This window comes from Planosporangium flavigriseum (assembly GCF_011947225.1).
Taxonomy (GTDB): domain Bacteria; phylum Actinomycetota; class Actinomycetes; order Mycobacteriales; family Micromonosporaceae; genus Planosporangium; species Planosporangium flavigriseum.
In genome coordinates, this window is the sequence record NZ_JAATVW010000037.1 from 1 (window position 1) to 18590 (window position 18590).

An 18590-nucleotide genomic window follows, 5' to 3' on the forward strand; every position below is an offset into this window, starting at 1 on the left:
TCTAAACGCCTGTGGAGCGCAGGTAAGTCCGGCACCCGTGCCGGCACCGCGTCGGGAAGCAGGAATCCACCCGGACGCCGCGCGTTCCGCGCGCAGCGTGGAGGGAATCCCCGTCCTTTAGGGCGGGGAGAACGTCAAACCTCTCGGATGTGCCAGCGGTCGCCGAGCACCGCCCGGATCTCATGGGCGCGTGAGGTGACTACACCAGCTGCCTTCGGCAGTGCAACGTAGGCGGCGTGACCGGTGCCGAGCCGTCCAGCGCGACGAACCATACTCCCGAGCGCCGGACAGTCGTCGGCGGCATCGACATCCCAGCGGAGCGCGACAGTACTCACCGCGTCGTTGGCACGGAGGATGCGCAGCTGTCGGGCTTCAGTTGATGCGTTACGGACCGCGGTCAGATGATCCGTAACAGCTCCGGCTAGAAATTTTGGGTCGATGCAACGTGAAGCGTATCGGCCGAAGCCGGTTAATTTTGTCAACCCTGAGTGGCCCCACCTGGACGGAGGTAACTGGCCCCACCGCCAGGTTGGTCGAGCTGTGTCCTCGTTCCCCGGTGCCATCACCTGCTAGGGTCCGCACGGCCGCTTGCAGGTCGCAATCACTCAGGAGGTTCGCGGTGCCGGACACCACCTGCCACATGTCGATCTCGCTGGACGGCTTCGTCGCCGGGCCGGACCAGAGCCGCGCGGACCCCCTGGGCAAGCGGGGGCAGGAGCTGCACGGCTGGCACATCGGCGACCCGCGAGCCAACGATGCCGACAAGGTCGCGAACGAGTGGCTCATGCGCCCGCGGGGTGCGTATGTGATGGGTCGGAACATGTTCGGCCCGATCCGCGGGGACTGGGATGAGGAATGGACCGGGTGGTGGGGCCCCGAACCGCCGTATCACGCGCCGGTGTTCGTGCTGACCCATCACGGACATGACCCGATCGAGATGGACGGCGGGACGACCTTCCACTTCGTCACCGAGGGCTTCGACGCGGCCTACTCCGCAGCGTGCCAGGCCGCCGGGGACAATGGCGTGGACATCGCCGGTGGGGCCTCGACCGTCCGACAGGCACTGATCGCCGGCGTGATCGACGAGCTCACCCTCGACATCGCACCGGTCCTGCTCGGTTCGGGCGAGCGCATCTTCGACGGTGTGGAATCCTTCGGCTTCGAACCCGCCGAGGTGCTTCACTCACCGCTGACCACCCACATCCGCTATCGCCGCGTCAGCTGACTCCGCAGGTGCTGCCGGTGCTATCGGGCTGTACTTCGCGGCTTCTCGGGTTTGCGGACCTTGAACCGGGCGATCGGTTTCGTGGCAGTGCGGGCCACCTCGGCGATGAGCCGGGTTGGGCAGGCTGCGCAGCAGCATTCCGTCGGTGGTGATCTGCGTCAGCGCGTCGTCGAGGCGGACGGTGGCCGGGGAGTTCGACCAGTCCTGACCGGAGATGCAATGAAGCACAGCGAAGGCGACCCCAACCAGGGGCCGCCTTCGCGCGTCGGTGTCGAACACCTGACAGGTGGCGGTCACTGGGCGAGTTCCGTGCGTACCTCGTCGACCGGGCGGCCCAGTTCCGCTGCGAGCGCGGCGACGGCAGTATTACGCACGTCTGTGGGGACACGCCCCTCGCTGAGGCGCCGCGCGGCACCTTCCGGATCGTAGGCGTACTCGCGGGTGTTGCCCGCCAGCTGAAGCGCGGTGCGGATCTCATCGGATGCCTGCCGCCGCCGCAGCGCTTCCGCCACGTACGCCGACACCTGGCTTGAAGGTAGCTTTTCAAGCCGCTCGGCGACCTCGTCGGGAAGGGACACCGTCACCCGTCTACTCATGCCTTCTATCCTGGCGAAGCATCACTAGTGGCGGGAAGTGAACCGGCGTTTCAGCGGCGCACCGGCCGCCGTTCGTCGTCGTCGACCGGCGGCTGGGGCAGGTAGGGCTTCGTACCCGGCATCTTTATCTTGATCGCGCGAGCGGGGCAGATCTTTGCCGCCATGTCGGCGGACGCGACGTGTTCGGCCGGCACGGACGGTTTGTAGTCGATCCGGTCGCCGACGAGCTTGAAGACCTCCGGCGCCTCCTGCTCGCAGAACGCGAACCGCATGCACTTGCCCGGGTTGATCTCGACCTCGGCATGGTCGGCCCGCTCCACCCCGGGAAAGGGCCGGCGCGGCCGGTCGTCGTACGCCGGGCGCTCGTCGTACGGTCGGCGGCCACCCCGGCCCGGGGGGACTTCGTCCCGGAGGTCCTCATCCCGAAAGTCTCTGCCTCGGGCGTCCTCGTCCCACTCCCAAGAGTCGTCCTCCCACTGCGGGGCGGCGCGGAACCGGCGCGCCCAGGGCGCGGGGCCGCGCTGAGCGGTTCGGTTCACGCCGTACGCCGGCTGCCTGCGCTGTAGCTTCCAAACGATGATGGCCGACCACGCCAACACGGTCACGATCGTCAACGGGATGATCGGGTCTGTGAACAAGACGGGATCGGCCTCCAATCTGGAACGCCGCCGTATCACCCGGCGGGTCGGGGTTCGGCCGGACGGCAGAAGCCCCGCGGAGAACCTATGCCGTGACGGCGAACCGCGAGAAGGCACTTAAGAAGGACTTACAGCCGTTTTCAACGCGCTTTGCCGGTACGGTCGGTCAGCGCGGCGTCGCCCACGCGTACCTCGACGCCGGACAGGCCCGCGGCCCGGACGGTCTGTTCGGCGATGGCCGCGTTGCGGGGATCGAACTCCACCGGCCGCGCGGTCGCGTCGTGGCGGCGAGGATGGGTGGCGAGGACGTCGAGCAGGTTACGACCTTGGCCGGCGCAGAGGCTGACGATGCGGAGCGGGCCGGGGGCGGCGGTGTCCAGGGCGGCACGTATTCGCTCACGTACCGCTGGCGAGGAGCGCGCGGACGGCGGGCAGCGCGCGTTCGCGGTCGGCGGGTACGAGCCCGATCCGGGTCCGCCGGTCGAGCACGTCGTCAGCGTCGAGCGCGCCCTCGTGACGCGCCGCCCACAGGACCTCCGCCGCGGTCACCGGTATGCCGTCGGCGATCGGCGCAAGGAGCGCCGGGTCCTCATTCGCGACTGCGGCGACCGCGGCCGCTTCGGTGCCGTAGCGAGCCACGAGCCGGGCCGGGACGCCGGCCAGGGTTCGAGTAGACCCCGCGCCGACGAGCGGGAGCCACGCGGTACGGCAGGGGCCGGCGCGCAGTCGCCCCACCGCCACCGCGGCGTCGACGGCGTCGCGCGCCATCCGCCGGTACGTGGTGAGTTTTCCGCCCACCACCGTGACCAGGCCGTCCGGTGAGGTGCGTACGGCGTGCCGGCGCGACAGGTCGGCGGTGCGCTCCGCCGCGCCGGCGAGCAGCGGACGCAGCCCGGCGAACGCGCCGACCACGTCGTCGGCGCCGACCGGCGTGTCGAGCGCGCCGCGCAGCGTCTCCAGCAGGAACGAGATCTCACCCGGGTCGGGCACGGGGGCATCGGGCACGGCGACGTCGGGCACCGGCTCGTTGACCGGCTCGTCGGTCAGCCCGACGTAGACCCGGTCGTCGGGCTGCGGAAGAACGATGGCGAAGCGGTTGCGGGCGCCGGCCATCGGCACGGTGAGCGCGGCCGTCGGATTACCGAGCAGGCGCGCTGGCAGCACCAGGTGGGTGCCGCGGGACGGGCGCAGCCGTACCGAGGGGTCGATCCGGTCGGCCCACACCCCGGCCGCGTTGACCACCGTTCGGGCCCGGATCTCGAACCGCCGCCCGGACACGACGTCTACGAGCGGCACGATCCCGCCACGAGGTGGTTCGGCCCGACACCGGGTGAGGATCGCGGCGCCGTGGCCGGCGGCGGTGCGGGCGAGGGCCACGACCAGGCGGGCGTCGTCGACGAGTTGGCCGTCCCAGTACACCAGGGCGCCGCGCAGGTCGCGGGTACGGATGGCCGGGAACAGCCGGCGCGCCTCGGCGCTGCTGACACGCCGGCTGCCGGGCAGCGCGGACCGGGGCGTACCGGCAGCGGTGCGCAAGCCGTCGGCGGCGAGAAGCCCCAGCCGGGTGACCGCCGCACCGGTCCGTCCGGCGGGTGTGGTCAGTGGCAGTACGAACGGCAGCGGCCTGATCAGATGCGGCGCCGTCCGATCGATCAGGATGCCGCGCTCGACGGCGCTCTCGTACGCGAGCCCCAGCTCGCCGGCGGCGAGGTAGCGCAGTCCACCGTGGACGAGTTTCGAGCTCCACCGGGACGTCCCGTTCGCCAGGTCGTGGGCGTCGACGGCGGCCACCGACAGGCCGCGGGACGAGGCGTCGAGCGCGACCCCGGCGCCGGTCACGCCGAGCCCGATCACGAGCACGTCGACGGTCCGCCCGTCGGCGAGCTCCGCCAGTTCCCGGGCGCGCCGATCAGCTGAGAGAGAAGTACTGCTCACGGCAGCAGGACGCCGGGGTTGAGCACGCCCTCCGGGTCGAGGGCGCGCTTGACGGCCCGCAGCACGGCCACGCCTTCGTGGCCGATCTCGTCGCGGTACCAGGGGATGTGGTCGCGGCCGACGCCGTGGTGATGGGTGATGGTCGCGCCGCTGGCCGCGATCGCGTCCCCGGCCGCCGCCTTGGCCGCCTGCCACTGCGCCACCGGGTCGTCGGCTTGAGCGGCGACCACTGTGAAGTACAGGGACGCCCCGCTCGAGTACACGTGGGAAATGTGGCACAGCACCAGCGGCGGGGTGCCCTGGCCGGCCAGGCTCGTGGCGAGCGCGTCGCGTACGGCGGCGTAGGTGGCGGGCAGCGCGCTCCAGAACGCCGCGGTCTCCACCGTCTCGACGAGAGCGCCGGCGTCGAGCAGCGCGTCGCGCAGGTACGGCGCCGCGAACCGGCCGCGCAGCCACGCCTGCCCCGGCTCCTCGCCGAGCGGCTGCCCGCCGAGGCCCGCCAGCCGCTCGGTGAGCGCCGACGCCACGCCGGCGACCTCGTCCTCCGTACCCTCGATGCCTGTGATCATCAAGCAGCCGTCAGCAGATGCGCCCTCGCTGACCGCGTTCACCGTCGTCTCGAGCTCGTCGGAGCAGCGCAGTACGGCCGGCAGCGGCCCGTCCTGCGCCAGGGCGCGCGCGGCCTCGGTGGCGGCCGCGAAGTCCGCCAACCGCCAGCCCAGGTAGCGCCGGGCCGGCGGGGTCGGCCGGATCTGCACCGTCACCTCGGTGATGACGCCGAGGGCGCCCTCGGAGCCGAGGAACAACTGCCGTAGATCCGGTCCGGCGGCGGTGTGCGGCGCGCGCCCGAGGTGCAGCGTGCCGCTCGGGGTGGCGACCCGCAGGCCGACCACCATCTGGTCGAACCGGCCGTAGCCGGACGACGCCTGCCCGGACGACCGCGTCGCGGCGAATCCGCCGATCGTGGCGCGCTCGAACGACTGGGGGAAGTGGCCGAGCGTGAAGCCCTGCTCGGCGAGCAGTTCCTCGGCGCGCGGCGCGCGTACCCCCGCCTCGAACGTCGCCGTACGCGAGACCGGATCGAGGTGGCGCAGGCGGCCGAGCCTCGCGAGGTCGACAGCGACGACTCCGGCGTACCCGTCGCGGCTGGCCCGTAGGCCCCCCACCACGGAGGTGCCGCCACCGAACGTGACCACCGCGATCCGGTGCGCGGCGCAGGCCGCCAGGACGTCGGTTACCTCGTCGTGATCGGCGGGTGCGATGACGGCGTCGGGCGCGTCGGCCGCGTCGCCGGCCCGCAGCCGCAAAAGGTCCACAGTAGACATGCCGGCGGCGTGGGCGAGGCGGGCCTGGTCGTCGGTGCGTACCTGGGAGCAGGCCGCTTCCAGGGCGCGCAGGGCTCGATCGGAGAGTCCGGGCGGCGGCAGCGCCGCGACGCTTGCCGGTGGGTGTGGCTCGCGCACCCCCAGGGCGGACGCGAGTAGCGTGCGGACGCCGTCCGGCAGGGTGACGGCGCGGCTCGGGTCTCCCCAGCGGTGTGCGGCGCTCATTCCATCAGCGGTCAAGCCATCCATGGGTTACACTGTTACATGTGACGTCTAGTTGTAACAAGCCGTCCGGCCTCAATAAGCAGGGTTCGCGAACCGAGGAAGACGCCCTGCTGGATGCGGCCCGAGCGGGCGTGCTGGCCGTGGGGCTGCGGCGCACGACCCTCACCGACGTTGCGCGCCGCGCCGGGGTCTCGCGCATGACCATCTACCGCCGCTGGCCAGACATGACCGCCCTGGTAGGTGACCTCATGACCCGCGAGTGGGGCACCCTGACCCAGACCGCCATGGCCGTCGCGGCAGGCGAGGACGGGGCTGCGGGGGGAGGAAACTCCGCACGGCAGCGCCTCGTGGCCGCGATCGTCGCGGCCGCCCGGGCGCTGCGCCAGCACCCGGTGTTTCGCCGCATCGTCGAACTGGACCCGGAGATCCTGCTGCCGTACCTGGTCGACCGGCGCGGCCGCAGCCAGGACCAGATGCTCGCCATGGTGACGGCCGCCATCGCGGCGGGCGCCGCCGACGGCTCCATCCGCGCCGGCGATCCGGCGCTGCTGGCGCGCGGTGTGCTGCTCGCGGCGCAGGGGTTCGTGGTGTCCCTGCGGACGATGACTGACGGGTTCGACGAAGACGACCTCGACGGCCAACTGCGCCTGCTGCTCGACCGCTATCTGGTGCCGTAAGCGGGTAACGGTTTAGCGCACGCTCAGTGCAACCATAAGAAAGCCTTAGGTACCGGGCGAAGCCTGGAGGAATCGGGCCGGATCTGTTTACAGTGCGGGTGTACGGAGCCGGTCGACCTGCGGCCGCACTCCGTGCCCGCACCGGGTGACCACCGGCGGCTGCCCTAGCCGGTGACCTCCCGGAGTGCCTGATCGTAGGCGGGCGTTGGTGGTCGACGCCTGCCTCGGTGCAGGCACGTCCCGTAAGGGGGAACGAGGCGGCTACGCGGCCGGAAGGTCACTCGGGTCCTTCCGCCCGCGTAGCCGCCTTTTGCGCCAGGGGCCTACTCCAGTGGCGGCAGGTTCGACGGCGGAAGCTCCGGCCCGAGGTCGGGCGCGGTCTCGGTCGAGACGATCCGCTTCGGGGGCCAGGTGACGCCCCGCGGTGGCCAGGCCTGGCGGGTCCGCTCCAGGAACCACTTCGGCGGCTCGTACAGCGGCAGCTGGTAGCCGTCGGGCAGCAGGCTCTTCCATTGGATCTTGGCCGTGCGGCGGGCGAACTCCTCCTTCATCTCGGCCACGATCTTCGGCTGGGTCAGCAGGTCGACGGTGGTGGCGGCGAGGTATTTGGCGGCGGCGAGGGTGGTCAGGTGGCCGGCGTGGGAGGCGGCGGTGGCGGTGTGGTGCCACGAGTGGTTCTTCGTGCCGGCCGGCTGGTGTGCCGTACCCATCGAGATCGTCGGTACCCGCCAGCTGATGTCGGCGACGTCGGTGGAGCCGCCGCCCATGAATACCGGTGCCGGCGGCTTCAGCTCACTGATCTTGTCGGCGAAGCCGGTCTCCGGGGTTCCGTTCGACCGCTGCAGCGCCTTGCCGAACTCCTGGTCGGCCGACGCGAACGCCGGCGGGCCGACCTGCACCATGTTGGCGTGCATCAACTCGGCGCCGCGCTTGTTGCCGAGCTGGTTCCACACCCCGGCCATCAGTTGGTACTGCAGCCGGGTGCTGGTGGCCATCGCGGCCGCCTCGGCGCATTTGATGATCTTGTCCATCAGGATCCTCGCCCGCGCCGGGCTCCCCTCCCGGGCGAAGTACCAGATGCTCGAGAGCGTGGGAAACACGTTCGGCGCCTGTCCGGTCTGCCGGATCGCGTAGTGCATCCGCGAACTGGGCGCCTGGTCGCTCTCCCGCAGGAACTCCGTCAGCATCGACATCGCCGTGACGGCGTCCTGGGTGGCTCGCGTTCCCAGTGGGGATCCGCCGTGGCCATCGGTGCCCAGAAAGTGGAAGGCGTAGCTGTACATGGCGTTCGTCGAACCCCAACCCGTGCTGTTGCTGGAGGCCGGGTGCCAGTCGACGAAGGCGTCGAGTCCGTCGTAGACGCCGGCTTTCACCGATACCGACTTGCCGACCAGCTGCTCTTCGGCGGTCGAGCCGAAGAACTTGATCGTGCCGTCGAGGCGGCGGGACCGCATCGCCACCGCGGTGGCCACCGCCGCGGCGGCCGCCGCGGTACCGAGGGAGTTGTGCCCGCAGCCGTGGCCGTAGCCGTAGGTCGGGGCGTACGGGTCATGGTTGTAGACCAGCGGGGAGTGCTGCGGCTTGCCCTTCTCCTGCGACAGTCCAGGCAGCGCGTCGTACTCGCCGCTGAACCCGATCACCGGCTTGCCGGTGCCGTTGCTGAAGGTGGCGACGAAGGCGGTCGGCATGCCGCCCGCCCCCCACTGGATCTGGAATCCGTTGGCCTGCAGGAACTGCGCTTCGGCCCAGGACGAGTTCCACTCGGCCAGTGAGGGCTCAGCGAATTCCCAGATCCGGTCATTGAGGCCGACGATGTCGTCGGAGTGGCGGTCGATCCAGGACATCGCGGTGTCCTTGGCCGGCGAGTCGACCGCCAGTTTCGTCGGCGCTTCGTAGTCGCCGGGGTCGGCCGGCTGCGTCTTCGGGTCGAGGGCGAGGTCCGAGGCGGCGGCCAGGGCCGGATCCGCGGTCAGGATGGGGGTGACGGCGAGCCCGGCGCCGGCCGCGCCGAGCAGCCCTAACATGTCTCGGCGGCTGAAGCCCGAGGACTCGAGATGATCGGTTTCACACACGGGTGACACGCTCCTTGGCCTGGGGTTGGGCGGTAAAGGGCAGCGCAGTTCTGCGATCCCGTCATGCGGAGGTGGCTGTGTTGCGGTCGACCCGGATCCGGATGGGGCGTAAGGGTGGGACTCGTTGGAGGTAGGCCGGTCGAGGGCTACCAGGCCGGCGCGGGCCAGGTGGGGCGCCGCCACGGCGCCGACCGGAGGTAAGTGATCACTACGGTCCCTAGACGGTGCCATTGAGGGGCGTTAATGAGAATCGCTCGGTCAGCGGTGTGCGACGAGTGGTTCACCTAAAGCGACGAGTGATGCGATCGGTGCGACGAGCGGCCGGCCGGCCCCTGCGGGACGGTGATACGGGTCCGAGTCCCTCGGCTCCAGAGCGCCCACCGTGACTGGCGACGCCTCAGCGCACGCCGCGCGGGCGGAACTGGATGCTGATGCGCGGGCCGACGGGCTTTGCGGTCTTCGGGATGGCGTGCTCCCAGGTGCGCTGGCACGAGCCGCCCATGACGATCAGGTCGCCGTGGCCCAGGGCGTACCGGATCGTCTCGCCGCCGCCTCTGGGGCGCAGCAGCAGTGGGCGCGCCGCGCCGACGGAGAGGATCGCGACCATGGTGTCCTCGGTGCCGCCGCGGCCGATGGTGTCGCCGTGCCAGGCGACGCTGTCGCGGCCATCGCGGTAGTAGCACAGGCCCGCCGTACGGAACGGTTCGCCGAGTTCGGCTGCGTAGCGGTCGTTGAGCGCCGCGCGCGCCTCGGTCAGGACCGGGTCGGGCAGCGTCCGGCCCTCGCCGTAGAAGCTCAGCAGTCGCGGCACGTCCACCTCGCGGTCGTACATCTGGCGCCGCTCGGCGTGCCAGGGCACCCGCTCAACCAGCCGTTCGAACAGGCTGTCCGCCCCTGCCAGCCAGCCGGGCAGGACGTCGATCCACGCGCCGCGGCTCAGCGTCGTGCGGCGGATCGCGTCGAGCGGGCCGAGGCCGGCCGTCTCAACGGCGTCGAAGAGCGAACCTTGCAGCGCGGCGCTGGACATGTGGTTAGCATACAGACTTATCGAACACATGTATGACGGCTCATCCTAGACGCATCAGCGCCGGTCACTCTCCGATGAGGACGATCTGCGGGTACGGGTGGCGCAGGAAGTCGCGGTGCGAGATGTCCCAGCCGTACCCGCCGGTGTTGCCGAACACCAGCACGTCACCGACTCGCAGCCGGTCGACCCGCAGTTCCCGGGCGAGGACGTCGCGCGGGGTGCACAGCTCACCGACGACGTCCACGTGCGCGTCACGGACCTCCGGCCGTTCGAACGGGTACGGCCAGTCCTCGACCGGTACGACCACGGCCGGGTGGCTGTAGCCCCACGCGGCGGGCAGCCGGAAGTGGTGGGTGCCGCCGCGCAGCACGGCGAACCACCGCCCGTGGGTCCGTTTCAGGTCGAGCACCTCGGCCGCGTACCAGCCGGCGGAGGCGACCAGGAACCGGCCGGGCTCGAACGCGAGCGTGACCCCGCGCGGAACCCGCATCCCGGCCAGCCCGGCGCGCAGCGCATCGAGGTCGAACCGTTTGTCCCCGGCGTAGTCGAGGCCGAGCCCGCCGCCGACGTTGACGTACTCCAGTGGTACACCAAGCCGCCGGGCGGCGGCGACGGACCAGTCGAGCGCGTCGGCGACGTACGCCGCATGCGCGACCGCGTCGAGGTTGTTGGACACGGCGTGCAGTCCGAACCCGACCAGCCGCAGCGCCGGCAGCTCGCGAACGAGCGCGACAGCATCGCCGAGCGCGGCCTCGTCGATGCCGAACTGGGTGGGTACCCCGGTCATCCGGTGGCTGCCGGCGAGGTCCACGCCCGCCCGGTTGACCCGCAGCGCGACTCGTACGCAGCGGTCACCGGCGCCTGCGCCCGCCCGGTCGCCTCCGGCGACGGCAGCGAGCCGGCGCAGCTCCAGCAGGCTCTCGGCGTGCACCAGGGCGCCGGCCGCGACCGCGGCGGACAACTCGGCGTCGGTCTTCGCCGGCCCGCCGAACACGATGGTCGACGCGCCGGTGCCCGCGGCGAGCTCCAGTTCGCCGCCGGAGGCGACCTCGAGGCCGTCGACGTGACGGGCGAGGGCGGCGACGACTCCCGGGTGGCTGTTGGCCTTCACGGCGTACAGCAGGAGCGCGCCCGGCGGCAGCGCGGCGCGCACCGCGTCGACCGTACGGTGCGCCACGTCCAGGTCGTAGACGTACGCGCACACCGGGCGCCGCTGGTCGCGCAGCGCGGCGAGGACATCAGGCGGGATCATCGGAGTGGGTTCCTGACGGGTACGTACAGGTCACCGCTGCCGGCCAGTCGCATCCGTACGAGGGCCTTGTGCGGGACGAGCGGCGCGGTGAGGAACCGGTGGTCGTCGGTCGCGTCCTCGGCCACGGCCGGGTCGCGGCGCAGCTCGTCATAGGTTTCGTCGACGATCTCGCGTACCGACCGCCACGCCGCGTCCTCGTCCAGGCCGTGCGAGGCGACCAGCCGCACGACCAGTTCCCCGAGGTGGGCCTGCAGCGCCGTGTACCCGAGCTTGGCGCGCATCACGTCGGCGTCGGCGGCCGTGATGACCGAGCCGGGCCACAGCGCGATGTCGTGGCCGCTGGCGGCCAGCCGCGGCTGGTACAGCCGCAGGCCGGCGAAGTCGCGCAGGGCGATGCGGTGCGGCACCCCGTCCCGGAACGTGGGGATGCAGTTCTGCAGGTGCGCCTCGAGGGCGATGCCGTGGCGGGTGGCCAGCCGCAGCAGCGGGGGCAAGAGCAGCCGGCCGTACTCGGCGAGGAACGCGGCGGCGGCTCCCGCCGGATCAGTCAATCGACGGCCGCCGGCCGGATCGATCAGCCGCCGAGTGGCGGCATACCGGTCGACCAGCTCGGCGACCACGGTCCGGCCGGTGACCGGGGACGTCGCGTACAGCGCCCCGCCGGGCACGGCGACTTCACCGTGCTCCAACCGGCCGTCGAGCCCCCGACGCACGATCGCGGCCAGGTCACGCTGGCGCGGCCCGACCCGGGCGGCGGCGCCGGCCTCCTCACTGAGCAGCAGCAGCCGCGGTTCACCGACCAGTAGCCGGTGCAGCAGTGCCGACAGGGTCGGGCCGTTGCGGGTGCTCGCCACGGAGATCGTGCGCCGGGTCGAGGTGACCTGGATGTCCAGCGACAGTTTGAGGTAGCGCCGGGGCGTTCCCGGGAGCGGGTCGAGCAGCACGGTGCGCAGCGCGGCGGTGGGAGATCCGGTGAGGACCGGACCGTCCAGGGGCACCAGGGCTCGAGCGGCGAGCAGGTCGGCGTACCGCTGGCGTACGACCCGGTCGCGCTGCCACGCGTGGACCGGCTGTACGGCGTACCCTCGCGGCGCGTCCGCGACCCCGAGCAGCTCGCCGACGTCGTCGCCGAGGTGCAGGTCACGGCGGATCGCGACGAAGCCGACCTCGGTACTGGCGGCCTCCAGATCGTGGGCGAGCGCGTCGGCGATGCTCCACCCCAGCCTGGTACGCCCGCACGGGTGCAGGTTGTGCCCTTCGGTGGAGAGCCGTTCGAAGAAGACGGTCTGGTCGTCGGCGGACAGGCCGGCGGCCAGCTCGAGGCTGTCGCGCGCGCCCGTCGACGTCGCCGCCGTGAACGCGGGCCGCCGGGCGTACGCGAGCGCCAGGTTGACGGCGGCGTCAGCCAGCTCCCGCGCGAGGTCCTGACCGCCGATGCGCTCCGGGAGTTCGGCGAGTGTCCGTACCGGGTCGCGTACCTGCCGCGTCTCGGTACGGTCGAAGGCGTGCCGGTCCACGTGCGAGGCGATCAGCGCCAGCCGCGCCGGGTCGCGCAGGCCGGCGAGGTCCTCCCGGCAGGCGGCGCCGACGAGCCGGCGGGCGACCGTGTGTACGGCCAGGGGAAGCGCGTCGTCGAAGCCGGCGCGCAGGTCGGGGGCGACGTCGGCGAGCTGGGCCCGCGCCGAGGCCACGGCGGTGTCCAGCGCGGTCTGCGTGACGGCCGTCGTCGGGCTTTTCGTCATGGGGCCTGTCGTCATCGTGCCTCAAGCGGGTTGTCGTGCCAGGTCCACCGGTCTTCGAGCGGGTCGTCGGCCAGCCGCATCGCGGTCGTCGCCTTCAGCGGCCAGGCGCCGGTACGCAGGGCCTGTTCATCGCCGCGGGCCGAGTCGGGCAGGGCCGCGTACGCGTCGGCCAGGGCCCGGTCGGCGATCCGCCACAGCCGGGCCGGGTCCTCGCCGTACTCGCGGGTGAGCACGGCGACGGTTTCGGCGATGACGGTCGACAGCAGCGCCGCGGCGAGCTTCGTACGCAGGACCGCCGGGTCGTCGCTCTCCAGGTCGCCGCGCAGCGGCGGCGCGGAGAACCCATGTGCGGACAGCCGTCGGCGGCTCACCCGCACCCCGCCCAGGTCCCGGTAGACCAGCCGGACCGGCCGGCCCTGGCGTAGCACGACGCACATGTTCTGACCATGGGCCTCGAGCGCGACGCCGAGGTGTAGGAGGGCGGTCAACGGTGTAAACAGCAGGTTGACGAGGTCGGTGAAGAACCCGGCCGGGTCGTGTGCGTACCCGAGGGTGACGGCCTCGACGGCGACCGCCCGCCCGTCGGCGGGGGAGCGGGCGGCCAGGGCGGCCAGCGGAAGGACCACCTCGCCGGCGTGTACGCGAGGCGCCCGCCGGCGCACCATGGCCAGGCTGCGGCTGGGCTGGCCGTCGACGAGCACCGCGCCGGCGGCGACCTCGGTCAGCACCTCCAGCCCGAGGTCGCCGAGCTCCGTCAACAGGGCGGACAGCGCGGGTCCATTGTGGATGGCCGCGCCGGAGACGATGCGGACGGCGCTGGTCATCTGTACGTCGACAGCGGTTTTGACGTGCCAACCGGCCTCGGCGACCGGGGCGAGGGTGCGTAACGACATCAGCGGACGCGCGGGGACGGTGTCGCCGGTCGGGCGCAGGCCCGGATGGCTGCCCAGGACGTGGTCGCGCTGCCAGGGGTGTACCAGCAGGCGGGGCGGCAGGCCCGCCCCGGTGCTGACCCAGCGGTCGGCCGGCACGTCGACGACGGCCAGGTCGACGACGCGACGGTGTTCGGGGGCGTAGGCGAGGACCTCTTGGGTGGAGAGGCCGAGCCGGGTACGGCAGCAGGGGTGCAGCGGGTGCCCGTCGACGACGAGCTGTTCGGCGTACGCGACGGCCGCCGCCGGGTCCAGGCGGGTCAGCCGCTCGAGGACCGGTGGACCGCAGTCGGGCTCGGGCTGGGCCGCGCGGGCGAGGGCCAGGTTCGCGACGGAATTTTCCACTTCGACGCGCAGCCGGTCGGCGTGGCCGGGCAGGTTGAGCGCTGCCAGGAGATCGCCGGGATCCTGGACGGGCGCGCCGTCGAGGATCAGGGTCAGACCGTCGGGTACGGCGGCGAAGGGCTGCGCGGCCGGGGCCGGTCCGCGCAGCCGCCGCCCGTCGGCAACGGTGACGACGACGTCGCCAGCCTCGCGGGCCACGCCCGTCACGCCAGGGATCGGTTCACGGGTGAGAGCGCCCCACAGTCGCGACAGGACGGACGCGCGGGCCCCGGGGAGCGCGGCGGCGTACGCCCCGCACATCGCGGAGCCGCCGTCGAGTACCGCCTCGGTGATCCGCCCAGCCGCGCCGGCCGAGGGCGTGGCCGTGTCGCCGCTGCTTCGATGCGCCACCGAGTACCCCCTGTCGACTGCGGCTGCTTCTCAGCGTATCGGGGGCATAACAAGCGCCGATGCACCCACCAGACCCTAGTGTCCTAGGACGCTTTAGGCGTGGTGCGCCAGCGCACCACGCCTAAAGCACAGAGAAGGGAGGGGGAGCGGGCGTCCGGCACTGAGGGTTCATGCCGGTGTGCCGTTCGAGCCGCTCGATCCGCCGGGTCAGGGGCTGCAGTTCCTGACGGCCGGTGCCTTCGCCGCGTCCGCCGGGATCTCCGTGCCGCCCACCTAGGACTGGGCTTGCAGGTGGACGTCCTCGGCCAGCGGCGCGGCGGGTCAGGTGCGCGCAGGAGTTGGACCGGCGGTGCCGTCGGCTCGGCGATCAGCCCGAGCAGCAGATGTTCACACCACCGTGAGCGTGCTGCGTAGGCCGCCGATTCCGACAGCCCGCATTTACCGGTCAGACCACTGCCAAAGCTCCATACCCGTAACCTAGCGTCCTAGGATGCCCTAGCCGACGTGGCTACCGCCACGCCGCATAAAAGCCGCTACGCGGCACGGCCCGGTCGGTTCCGGGGGAGGAGTCGACCGTTGGCACGCCGTTGTACGCCCCATTCATCAACCCGGGCTAGGAAATGCGGCTGGCCGTGATGCGCGGCGCCGCCGCGCAGCGCGGGGACGTGCTGGTCACACCGTTGCTGCTGGTCGGCACCAGCGAACGGGTCGGGTCGAACTGGCTGTCGGACACCCTGGCGGCGTGGTGGGGCCAGTACAACGAGCCGCTGCGCCAGCAGCTGGACGCCACGCATCCGCTGTCGGCGTGCAACCCGGCCCCGGTGTGCCTGGACGAGCTGGTCGACGCCGACCTCGGCCCGTTCGGCCGGCACTGGCTGGTCACCTTCGCCGCCGGCAAGTACGGTCCGGTGCGGCAGGTGGTCAAGGAGACCAACCTGTTCTTCGCCGTCGAGGTGTTGCTGCGGCTGCTGCCGGACGCGCCGCTGGTCGTGGCCTCCCGCAGTCCGCTCGGCGTGGTCAGCTCCTTCGTACGTGGCGACCTCTATACCCGGTGGGACTATCCGGCCCGCTACCGGCAACTGCACGCGATGACTGCGGCGCCTGCCCGACGACGACCCGGACACCGTGACCGCGCTGGTGCGGCTGGTCGTGCTCAACACGCTGTTGCTGGCCGACGCGCTCGCCCGGCCTGAGCAGGCCGATGCGGCGATGAGCGCCCAGGTGGTCATCGCCGCCGGCGGGCTGGGCACCCGGGTCGGCGAGTGGACGCACGTGCTGCCGAAGGAGTTCCAGCCCGTCGACGGCCGGCCCGCCATCGTCTGGCTGCTCGACGAGATCGCCGCCCTCAGCCCGGCCGACGTGGAGTGCGTCTACCACCCGTACTACGAGCCGTTCATCGGCTGGGCCGCCCGTACCCTGCGCCGCCGCCGGCGTGCCCGCTGCCCCGGCCCCGGCCTACGAGCAGCTGCGGCTGCGGTTCGTGCGCCAGCGCGGCACCTATAGCGATGTCACCTCGGTGCTCAACGGTCGGGGTGCTGAAGGTGCTGCTGGACGGGCTGCCACGGCCGGGGCTGGCCGGCGTGCCCGCGGTGACCGTCGTGACGGCCAACGAGGCCGCCCAGGCGGCGGCCACCGAACGGCACCTGCGGGAGCTGCTCGGCCAGCTGGGGGCGGTCGTCGCCGGGCCGGGGCTGGTCGCGCTGGAGCGCCACCTGGTTGGGTCGCACGACCTGGTCGACGAGTACGTCGCCCGGCTGCTCAGCGTGGGACTGAGCGAGTACCTCGGTGAGCGGCTGGCGGTCGGTGTGCCGGGCTAACGCGGCTGCCAGGCCTCCGGCGCCGCCGTCAGCCGGCGTACGTGGGCGGGCAGCCGGCCGCGGACGAGATCGGCGAGGCTGACCTCGTCGAGCACGTTGCGTACCGCAGCGCGGACGGCGACCCACAGTTGCTGGAGGTGGATGGCGGTGCCTTCGTAGCTGGCCTCTTCGGGGCGTACGCCGCGCACGGCGGCGAGCGGGCCGTCGACGGCCCGCAGGACCTGCCCGACGCTGATGTCGGAGGGCGGTCGGGTCAGCACGTACCCGCCGTCGGCGCCGCGCAGCCCGCGCACGAGGTCGGCGCGGCGCAGGTCGGCCAGGATCGCTTCGAGGAACTTGCGGGGCATGGACTGCTCTTCGGCCAGTGCCTGGGCGGACACTGTGGCCGGGTAGGCGGCGGCGAGGCCGAGGGCTGCCCGTACGGCGTAGTCGCCACGCGCGGAGACTTGCATGGGCCCCATCATGCCAAGCTGGGACGTCACGGGCGCGGCCGGGGATGATCACGACGGGCCGTCCAGCTGGGCGGGCGAGCGCCGCGCGTCATATCGTTGCCGTAGGTGCGGCTGGCTACGTTCAACCTGATGCACGGGCGGTCGTTGTACGACGGCCGGGTGGATCATGACCGGATCCGGGAGGCGGTCGCCGGGTTGGACGCCGACGTGCTCGGGATGCAGGAGGTCGACCGCGACCAGCCGCGCAGCGGCGGGGTGGATCTTGCCGCGCTCGCCGCTGGCGCGTTGGGGGGCCGGGCCGCGCACCGGTTCGCCCCGGCGGTCATCGGTACCCCGGGCGAGACGTTCCGTACGGTCACGGCGACCGACGCCGGGGTCGGCGAGCCGCACTACGGGGTGGCCCTCGCGACGCGCTGGCCGATGCTGTCGTGGCGGGTGGCCCGGCTGCCGACGGCGCGGATGCGCACCCCGGTGTACGTGCCGGGCCCGGCGGGCCGGGTGATCCTGCTCGACGATGAGCCGCGGGTGCTGCTGGCCGCGGTGGTGGAGGGTCCGGTCGGGCCGATGACCGTGGCCACCACCCACCTGTCGTTCATCCCCGGGTGGAACGTGCGCCAACTACGGCACGCGATCCGTGCACTGCGGACGCTGCCGGCGCCGCGGCTGCTGCTGGGCGATCTCAACATTCCGGGGCGGATGGCGGCGGTGGCGTCGGGCTGGTGGATGCTGGCTCGCCGGCCCACCTACCCGAGTCCGGCGCCGCGGGTGCAGTTCGACCACATCCTGCTTGACCCGCGCGGTGGCGACGCGCTGCCGCCGGTGCAGGCGGTGGCGACACCGGATGTCACCGTGTCCGATCACCGTCCGCTGGTGGTGGAGCTGTGACGGCGGTGTCGTCGGCCGCGAGCGGACGCATGATCGCTTCGCTGATCTGGCGCAGCTGGCGTACCTGCTCGGGGCTGAGCGCGTCGAACAGGTGCGCCCGTACGCCGTCCACGTGGCCGGGGGCCGCCGCGGTCAGCGCCGCGTAGCCGTCGTCGGTCAGGGTCGCGATCTGGCCGCGCTTGTCGGTGGGGCAGTCGCGCCGGGTGACCCACCCGCGCTCCTCCAGTCGGGCCACGGCGTGCGACAGGCGGCTGCGTGACGAGCGGGTACGGCGGGCCAGGTCGCTCATGCGCAGCGACCGCTCGGGCGACTCGGACAGCCACACCAGGATCTCGTAGTACGCATGAGGTATGCCAGCATCGCGCTGCAGTTCCCGGTCGAGCCGGTCGAACAGCAGTTGGGTGGCGCCGAGAAAGGCGCGCCAGGTGCGCTGTTCGTCGGCTTCGAGCCAGCGGGGTTCGGCCATGCAGGCAACAATACCGTACTTGTTGAGAGTTCAACCAACTGCTATGTTGATTGAACTCTCAACATAAGGAGGCTGGAATGCCGGTCCACCGTCTCAACCACGCGGTCCTCTACGTCAGCGACGTCGAGCGCAGCGTCGCCTTCTACCGTGACGCCCTCGGCTTCCGTACCGTCATGTCGTTCCCGGGCGCGGCGTTCCTGCAGGCGCCCGGCTCCACCAACGACCACGACCTCGGCCTGTTCCAGGTCGGGGCGGACGCGAAGGCCTCGGACGCCGGCCGCGGCCGGGTCGGGCTCTACCACCTCGCCTGGGAGGTCGACACCCTCGCCGAGCTCGAACGCGTCGCCGGCACGCTGGCCGAGCACGACGCGCTCGTCGGCGCCTCGGACCACGGCACCACCAAGAGCCTGTACGCCAAGGACCCCGACGGCCTCGAATTCGAAGTCGTGTGGATCATCCCCGCCGAACTGCTCGACGACGCCGCCCGCAGCGGCCGGAGCACCATCCGCCCGCTCGACCTCGCCAAGGAGAAGGCCCGCTACGGCGCCGACACCCGCGGCGGGGTCGGCATCTCGGTGCCCGCCGCCAA

The 18590-nt window shown here is 72.0% G+C and carries 19 protein-coding genes; 7 read left to right on the plus strand and 12 right to left on the minus strand.

What is annotated here, in order from left to right:
- Window positions 1-619 precede the first annotated feature (619 nt).
- Window positions 620-1225 carry a dihydrofolate reductase family protein gene (locus HC028_RS26195; protein ID WP_168080116.1) on the plus strand — a complete coding sequence of 202 codons (606 nt, stop codon included), beginning with the start codon at window positions 620-622 and terminating at the stop codon, window positions 1223-1225.
- Window positions 1226-1518: 293 nt separating this feature from the next.
- On the opposite strand, the gene HC028_RS26200 is transcribed toward HC028_RS26195, so the two are convergent.
- The 5 genes from HC028_RS26200 to HC028_RS26215 all read right to left on the minus strand — a co-directional run bounded on the left by HC028_RS26200 (window position 1519) and on the right by HC028_RS26215 (window position 5944).
- Entirely contained in the window at window positions 1519-1821 is a 303-nt protein-coding gene (locus tag HC028_RS26200) for a hypothetical protein (protein ID WP_168080117.1), read from the minus strand.
- A 50-nt stretch (window positions 1822-1871) separates the two neighbouring features.
- The gene (locus tag HC028_RS26205) at window positions 1872-2459 is read right to left on the minus strand and encodes a ferredoxin (protein WP_168080118.1); all 588 of its coding nucleotides are present in this window, start codon (window positions 2457-2459) and stop codon (window positions 1872-1874) included.
- A gap of 140 nt (window positions 2460-2599) precedes the next feature.
- Window positions 2600-2722, minus strand: coding sequence for a hypothetical protein (locus tag HC028_RS28290; protein ID WP_275408286.1), 123 nt, complete (start codon window positions 2720-2722; stop codon window positions 2600-2602).
- Window positions 2723-2855: 133 nt separating this feature from the next.
- Window positions 2856-4394, minus strand: a complete 1539-nt coding sequence (locus HC028_RS26210; RefSeq protein ID WP_168080119.1) for a glycerol-3-phosphate dehydrogenase/oxidase — start codon at window positions 4392-4394, stop codon at window positions 2856-2858.
- Window positions 4391-5944, minus strand: a complete 1554-nt coding sequence (locus HC028_RS26215; RefSeq protein WP_168080120.1) for an FAD-binding oxidoreductase — start codon at window positions 5942-5944, stop codon at window positions 4391-4393. Before HC028_RS26215 ends, HC028_RS26210 begins: the two co-directional genes overlap by 4 nt.
- Before the next feature lie 41 nt (window positions 5945-5985).
- Between HC028_RS26215 and HC028_RS26220 the strand changes: the two genes are divergently transcribed.
- On the plus strand, window positions 5986-6621 hold the full coding sequence (locus HC028_RS26220) for a TetR/AcrR family transcriptional regulator (RefSeq protein WP_168080121.1): 636 nt from the start codon (window positions 5986-5988) through the stop codon (window positions 6619-6621).
- A 323-nt stretch (window positions 6622-6944) separates the two neighbouring features.
- On the opposite strand, the gene HC028_RS26225 is transcribed toward HC028_RS26220, so the two are convergent.
- The 5 genes from HC028_RS26225 to HC028_RS26245 form a co-directional block, all read right to left on the minus strand.
- On the minus strand, window positions 6945-8693 hold the full coding sequence (locus tag HC028_RS26225) for an amidohydrolase (RefSeq protein ID WP_203981629.1): 1749 nt from the start codon (window positions 8691-8693) through the stop codon (window positions 6945-6947).
- Between the two features lie 397 nt (window positions 8694-9090).
- A complete protein-coding gene (locus tag HC028_RS26230; protein ID WP_168080122.1) occupies window positions 9091-9720 on the minus strand; it encodes an alpha-ketoglutarate-dependent dioxygenase AlkB family protein in 630 nt (209 codons plus the stop codon).
- A gap of 64 nt (window positions 9721-9784) precedes the next feature.
- Window positions 9785-10972: an alanine racemase gene (locus tag HC028_RS26235; RefSeq protein ID WP_168080123.1), complete on the minus strand. Its 1188-nt coding sequence runs from the start codon at window positions 10970-10972 to the stop codon at window positions 9785-9787.
- Complete coding sequence (locus tag HC028_RS26240) at window positions 10969-12714, minus strand: IucA/IucC family protein (RefSeq protein ID WP_168080124.1); 1746 nt, start codon at window positions 12712-12714, stop codon at window positions 10969-10971. The genes HC028_RS26235 and HC028_RS26240 overlap by 4 nt, the downstream gene beginning before the upstream one ends.
- A gap of 11 nt (window positions 12715-12725) precedes the next feature.
- Window positions 12726-14381 (minus strand): IucA/IucC family protein, encoded by a 1656-nt coding sequence (locus HC028_RS26245; RefSeq protein ID WP_203981628.1) that lies wholly within the window; start codon window positions 14379-14381, stop codon window positions 12726-12728.
- 620 nt (window positions 14382-15001) lie between these two features.
- Here HC028_RS26245 and HC028_RS26250 point away from each other — a divergent pair.
- Genes HC028_RS26250 through HC028_RS26260 form a run of 3 tightly spaced genes read left to right on the plus strand, consistent with a single transcriptional unit; the run spans window position 15002 to window position 16198 of the window.
- Entirely contained in the window at window positions 15002-15574 is a 573-nt protein-coding gene (locus HC028_RS26250; protein ID WP_168080125.1) for a hypothetical protein, read from the plus strand.
- Window positions 15507-15884 carry an NTP transferase domain-containing protein gene (locus HC028_RS26255; protein ID WP_168080126.1) on the plus strand — a complete coding sequence of 126 codons (378 nt, stop codon included), beginning with the start codon at window positions 15507-15509 and terminating at the stop codon, window positions 15882-15884. Before HC028_RS26250 ends, HC028_RS26255 begins: the two co-directional genes overlap by 68 nt.
- A 2-nt stretch (window positions 15885-15886) precedes the next feature.
- Window positions 15887-16198, plus strand: coding sequence for an NAD(P)H-dependent oxidoreductase (locus HC028_RS26260; protein ID WP_168080127.1), 312 nt, complete (start codon window positions 15887-15889; stop codon window positions 16196-16198).
- Here the strand turns inward: HC028_RS26260 and HC028_RS26265 are convergent.
- A complete protein-coding gene (locus tag HC028_RS26265; RefSeq protein ID WP_168080128.1) occupies window positions 16195-16650 on the minus strand; it encodes an RrF2 family transcriptional regulator in 456 nt (151 codons plus the stop codon). The two genes, HC028_RS26260 and HC028_RS26265, sit on opposite strands and share 4 nt — an antisense overlap.
- A 105-nt stretch (window positions 16651-16755) precedes the next feature.
- Between HC028_RS26265 and HC028_RS26270 the strand changes: the two genes are divergently transcribed.
- A complete protein-coding gene (locus HC028_RS26270; protein ID WP_168080129.1) occupies window positions 16756-17535 on the plus strand; it encodes an endonuclease/exonuclease/phosphatase family protein in 780 nt (259 codons plus the stop codon).
- On the opposite strand, the gene HC028_RS26275 is transcribed toward HC028_RS26270, so the two are convergent.
- Complete coding sequence (locus HC028_RS26275) at window positions 17495-18001, minus strand: MarR family winged helix-turn-helix transcriptional regulator (RefSeq protein ID WP_168080130.1); 507 nt, start codon at window positions 17999-18001, stop codon at window positions 17495-17497. The two genes, HC028_RS26270 and HC028_RS26275, sit on opposite strands and share 41 nt — an antisense overlap.
- A gap of 77 nt (window positions 18002-18078) precedes the next feature.
- On the opposite strand from HC028_RS26275, the gene HC028_RS26280 reads away from it, so the two are divergent.
- Window positions 18079-18590: VOC family protein (locus HC028_RS26280; RefSeq protein WP_168080131.1), on the plus strand; the 512-nt coding region annotated here is incomplete at its 3' end.

Excerpts from the sequence above, each read along its gene's own strand:
- HC028_RS26250 (WP_168080125.1), top strand. The coding sequence starts at position 15,002 with ATGCGGCTGGCCGTGATGCGCGGCGCCGCCGCGCAGCGCGGGGACGTG.
- HC028_RS26200 (WP_168080117.1), bottom strand. The coding sequence starts at position 1,821 with ATGAGTAGACGGGTGACGGTGTCCCTTCCCGACGAGGTCGCCGAGCGG.
- HC028_RS26230 (WP_168080122.1), bottom strand. The coding sequence starts at position 9,720 with ATGTCCAGCGCCGCGCTGCAAGGTTCGCTCTTCGACGCCGTTGAGACG.
- HC028_RS26240 (WP_168080124.1), bottom strand. The coding sequence starts at position 12,714 with ATGACGAAAAGCCCGACGACGGCCGTCACGCAGACCGCGCTGGACACC.
- HC028_RS26235 (WP_168080123.1), bottom strand. The coding sequence starts at position 10,972 with ATGATCCCGCCTGATGTCCTCGCCGCGCTGCGCGACCAGCGGCGCCCG.
- HC028_RS26275 (WP_168080130.1), bottom strand. The coding sequence starts at position 18,001 with ATGGCCGAACCCCGCTGGCTCGAAGCCGACGAACAGCGCACCTGGCGC.
- HC028_RS26260 (WP_168080127.1), top strand. The coding sequence starts at position 15,887 with ATGTCACCTCGGTGCTCAACGGTCGGGGTGCTGAAGGTGCTGCTGGAC.
- HC028_RS26265 (WP_168080128.1), bottom strand. The coding sequence starts at position 16,650 with ATGCAAGTCTCCGCGCGTGGCGACTACGCCGTACGGGCAGCCCTCGGC.
- HC028_RS26215 (WP_168080120.1), bottom strand. The coding sequence starts at position 5,944 with ATGAGCGCCGCACACCGCTGGGGAGACCCGAGCCGCGCCGTCACCCTG.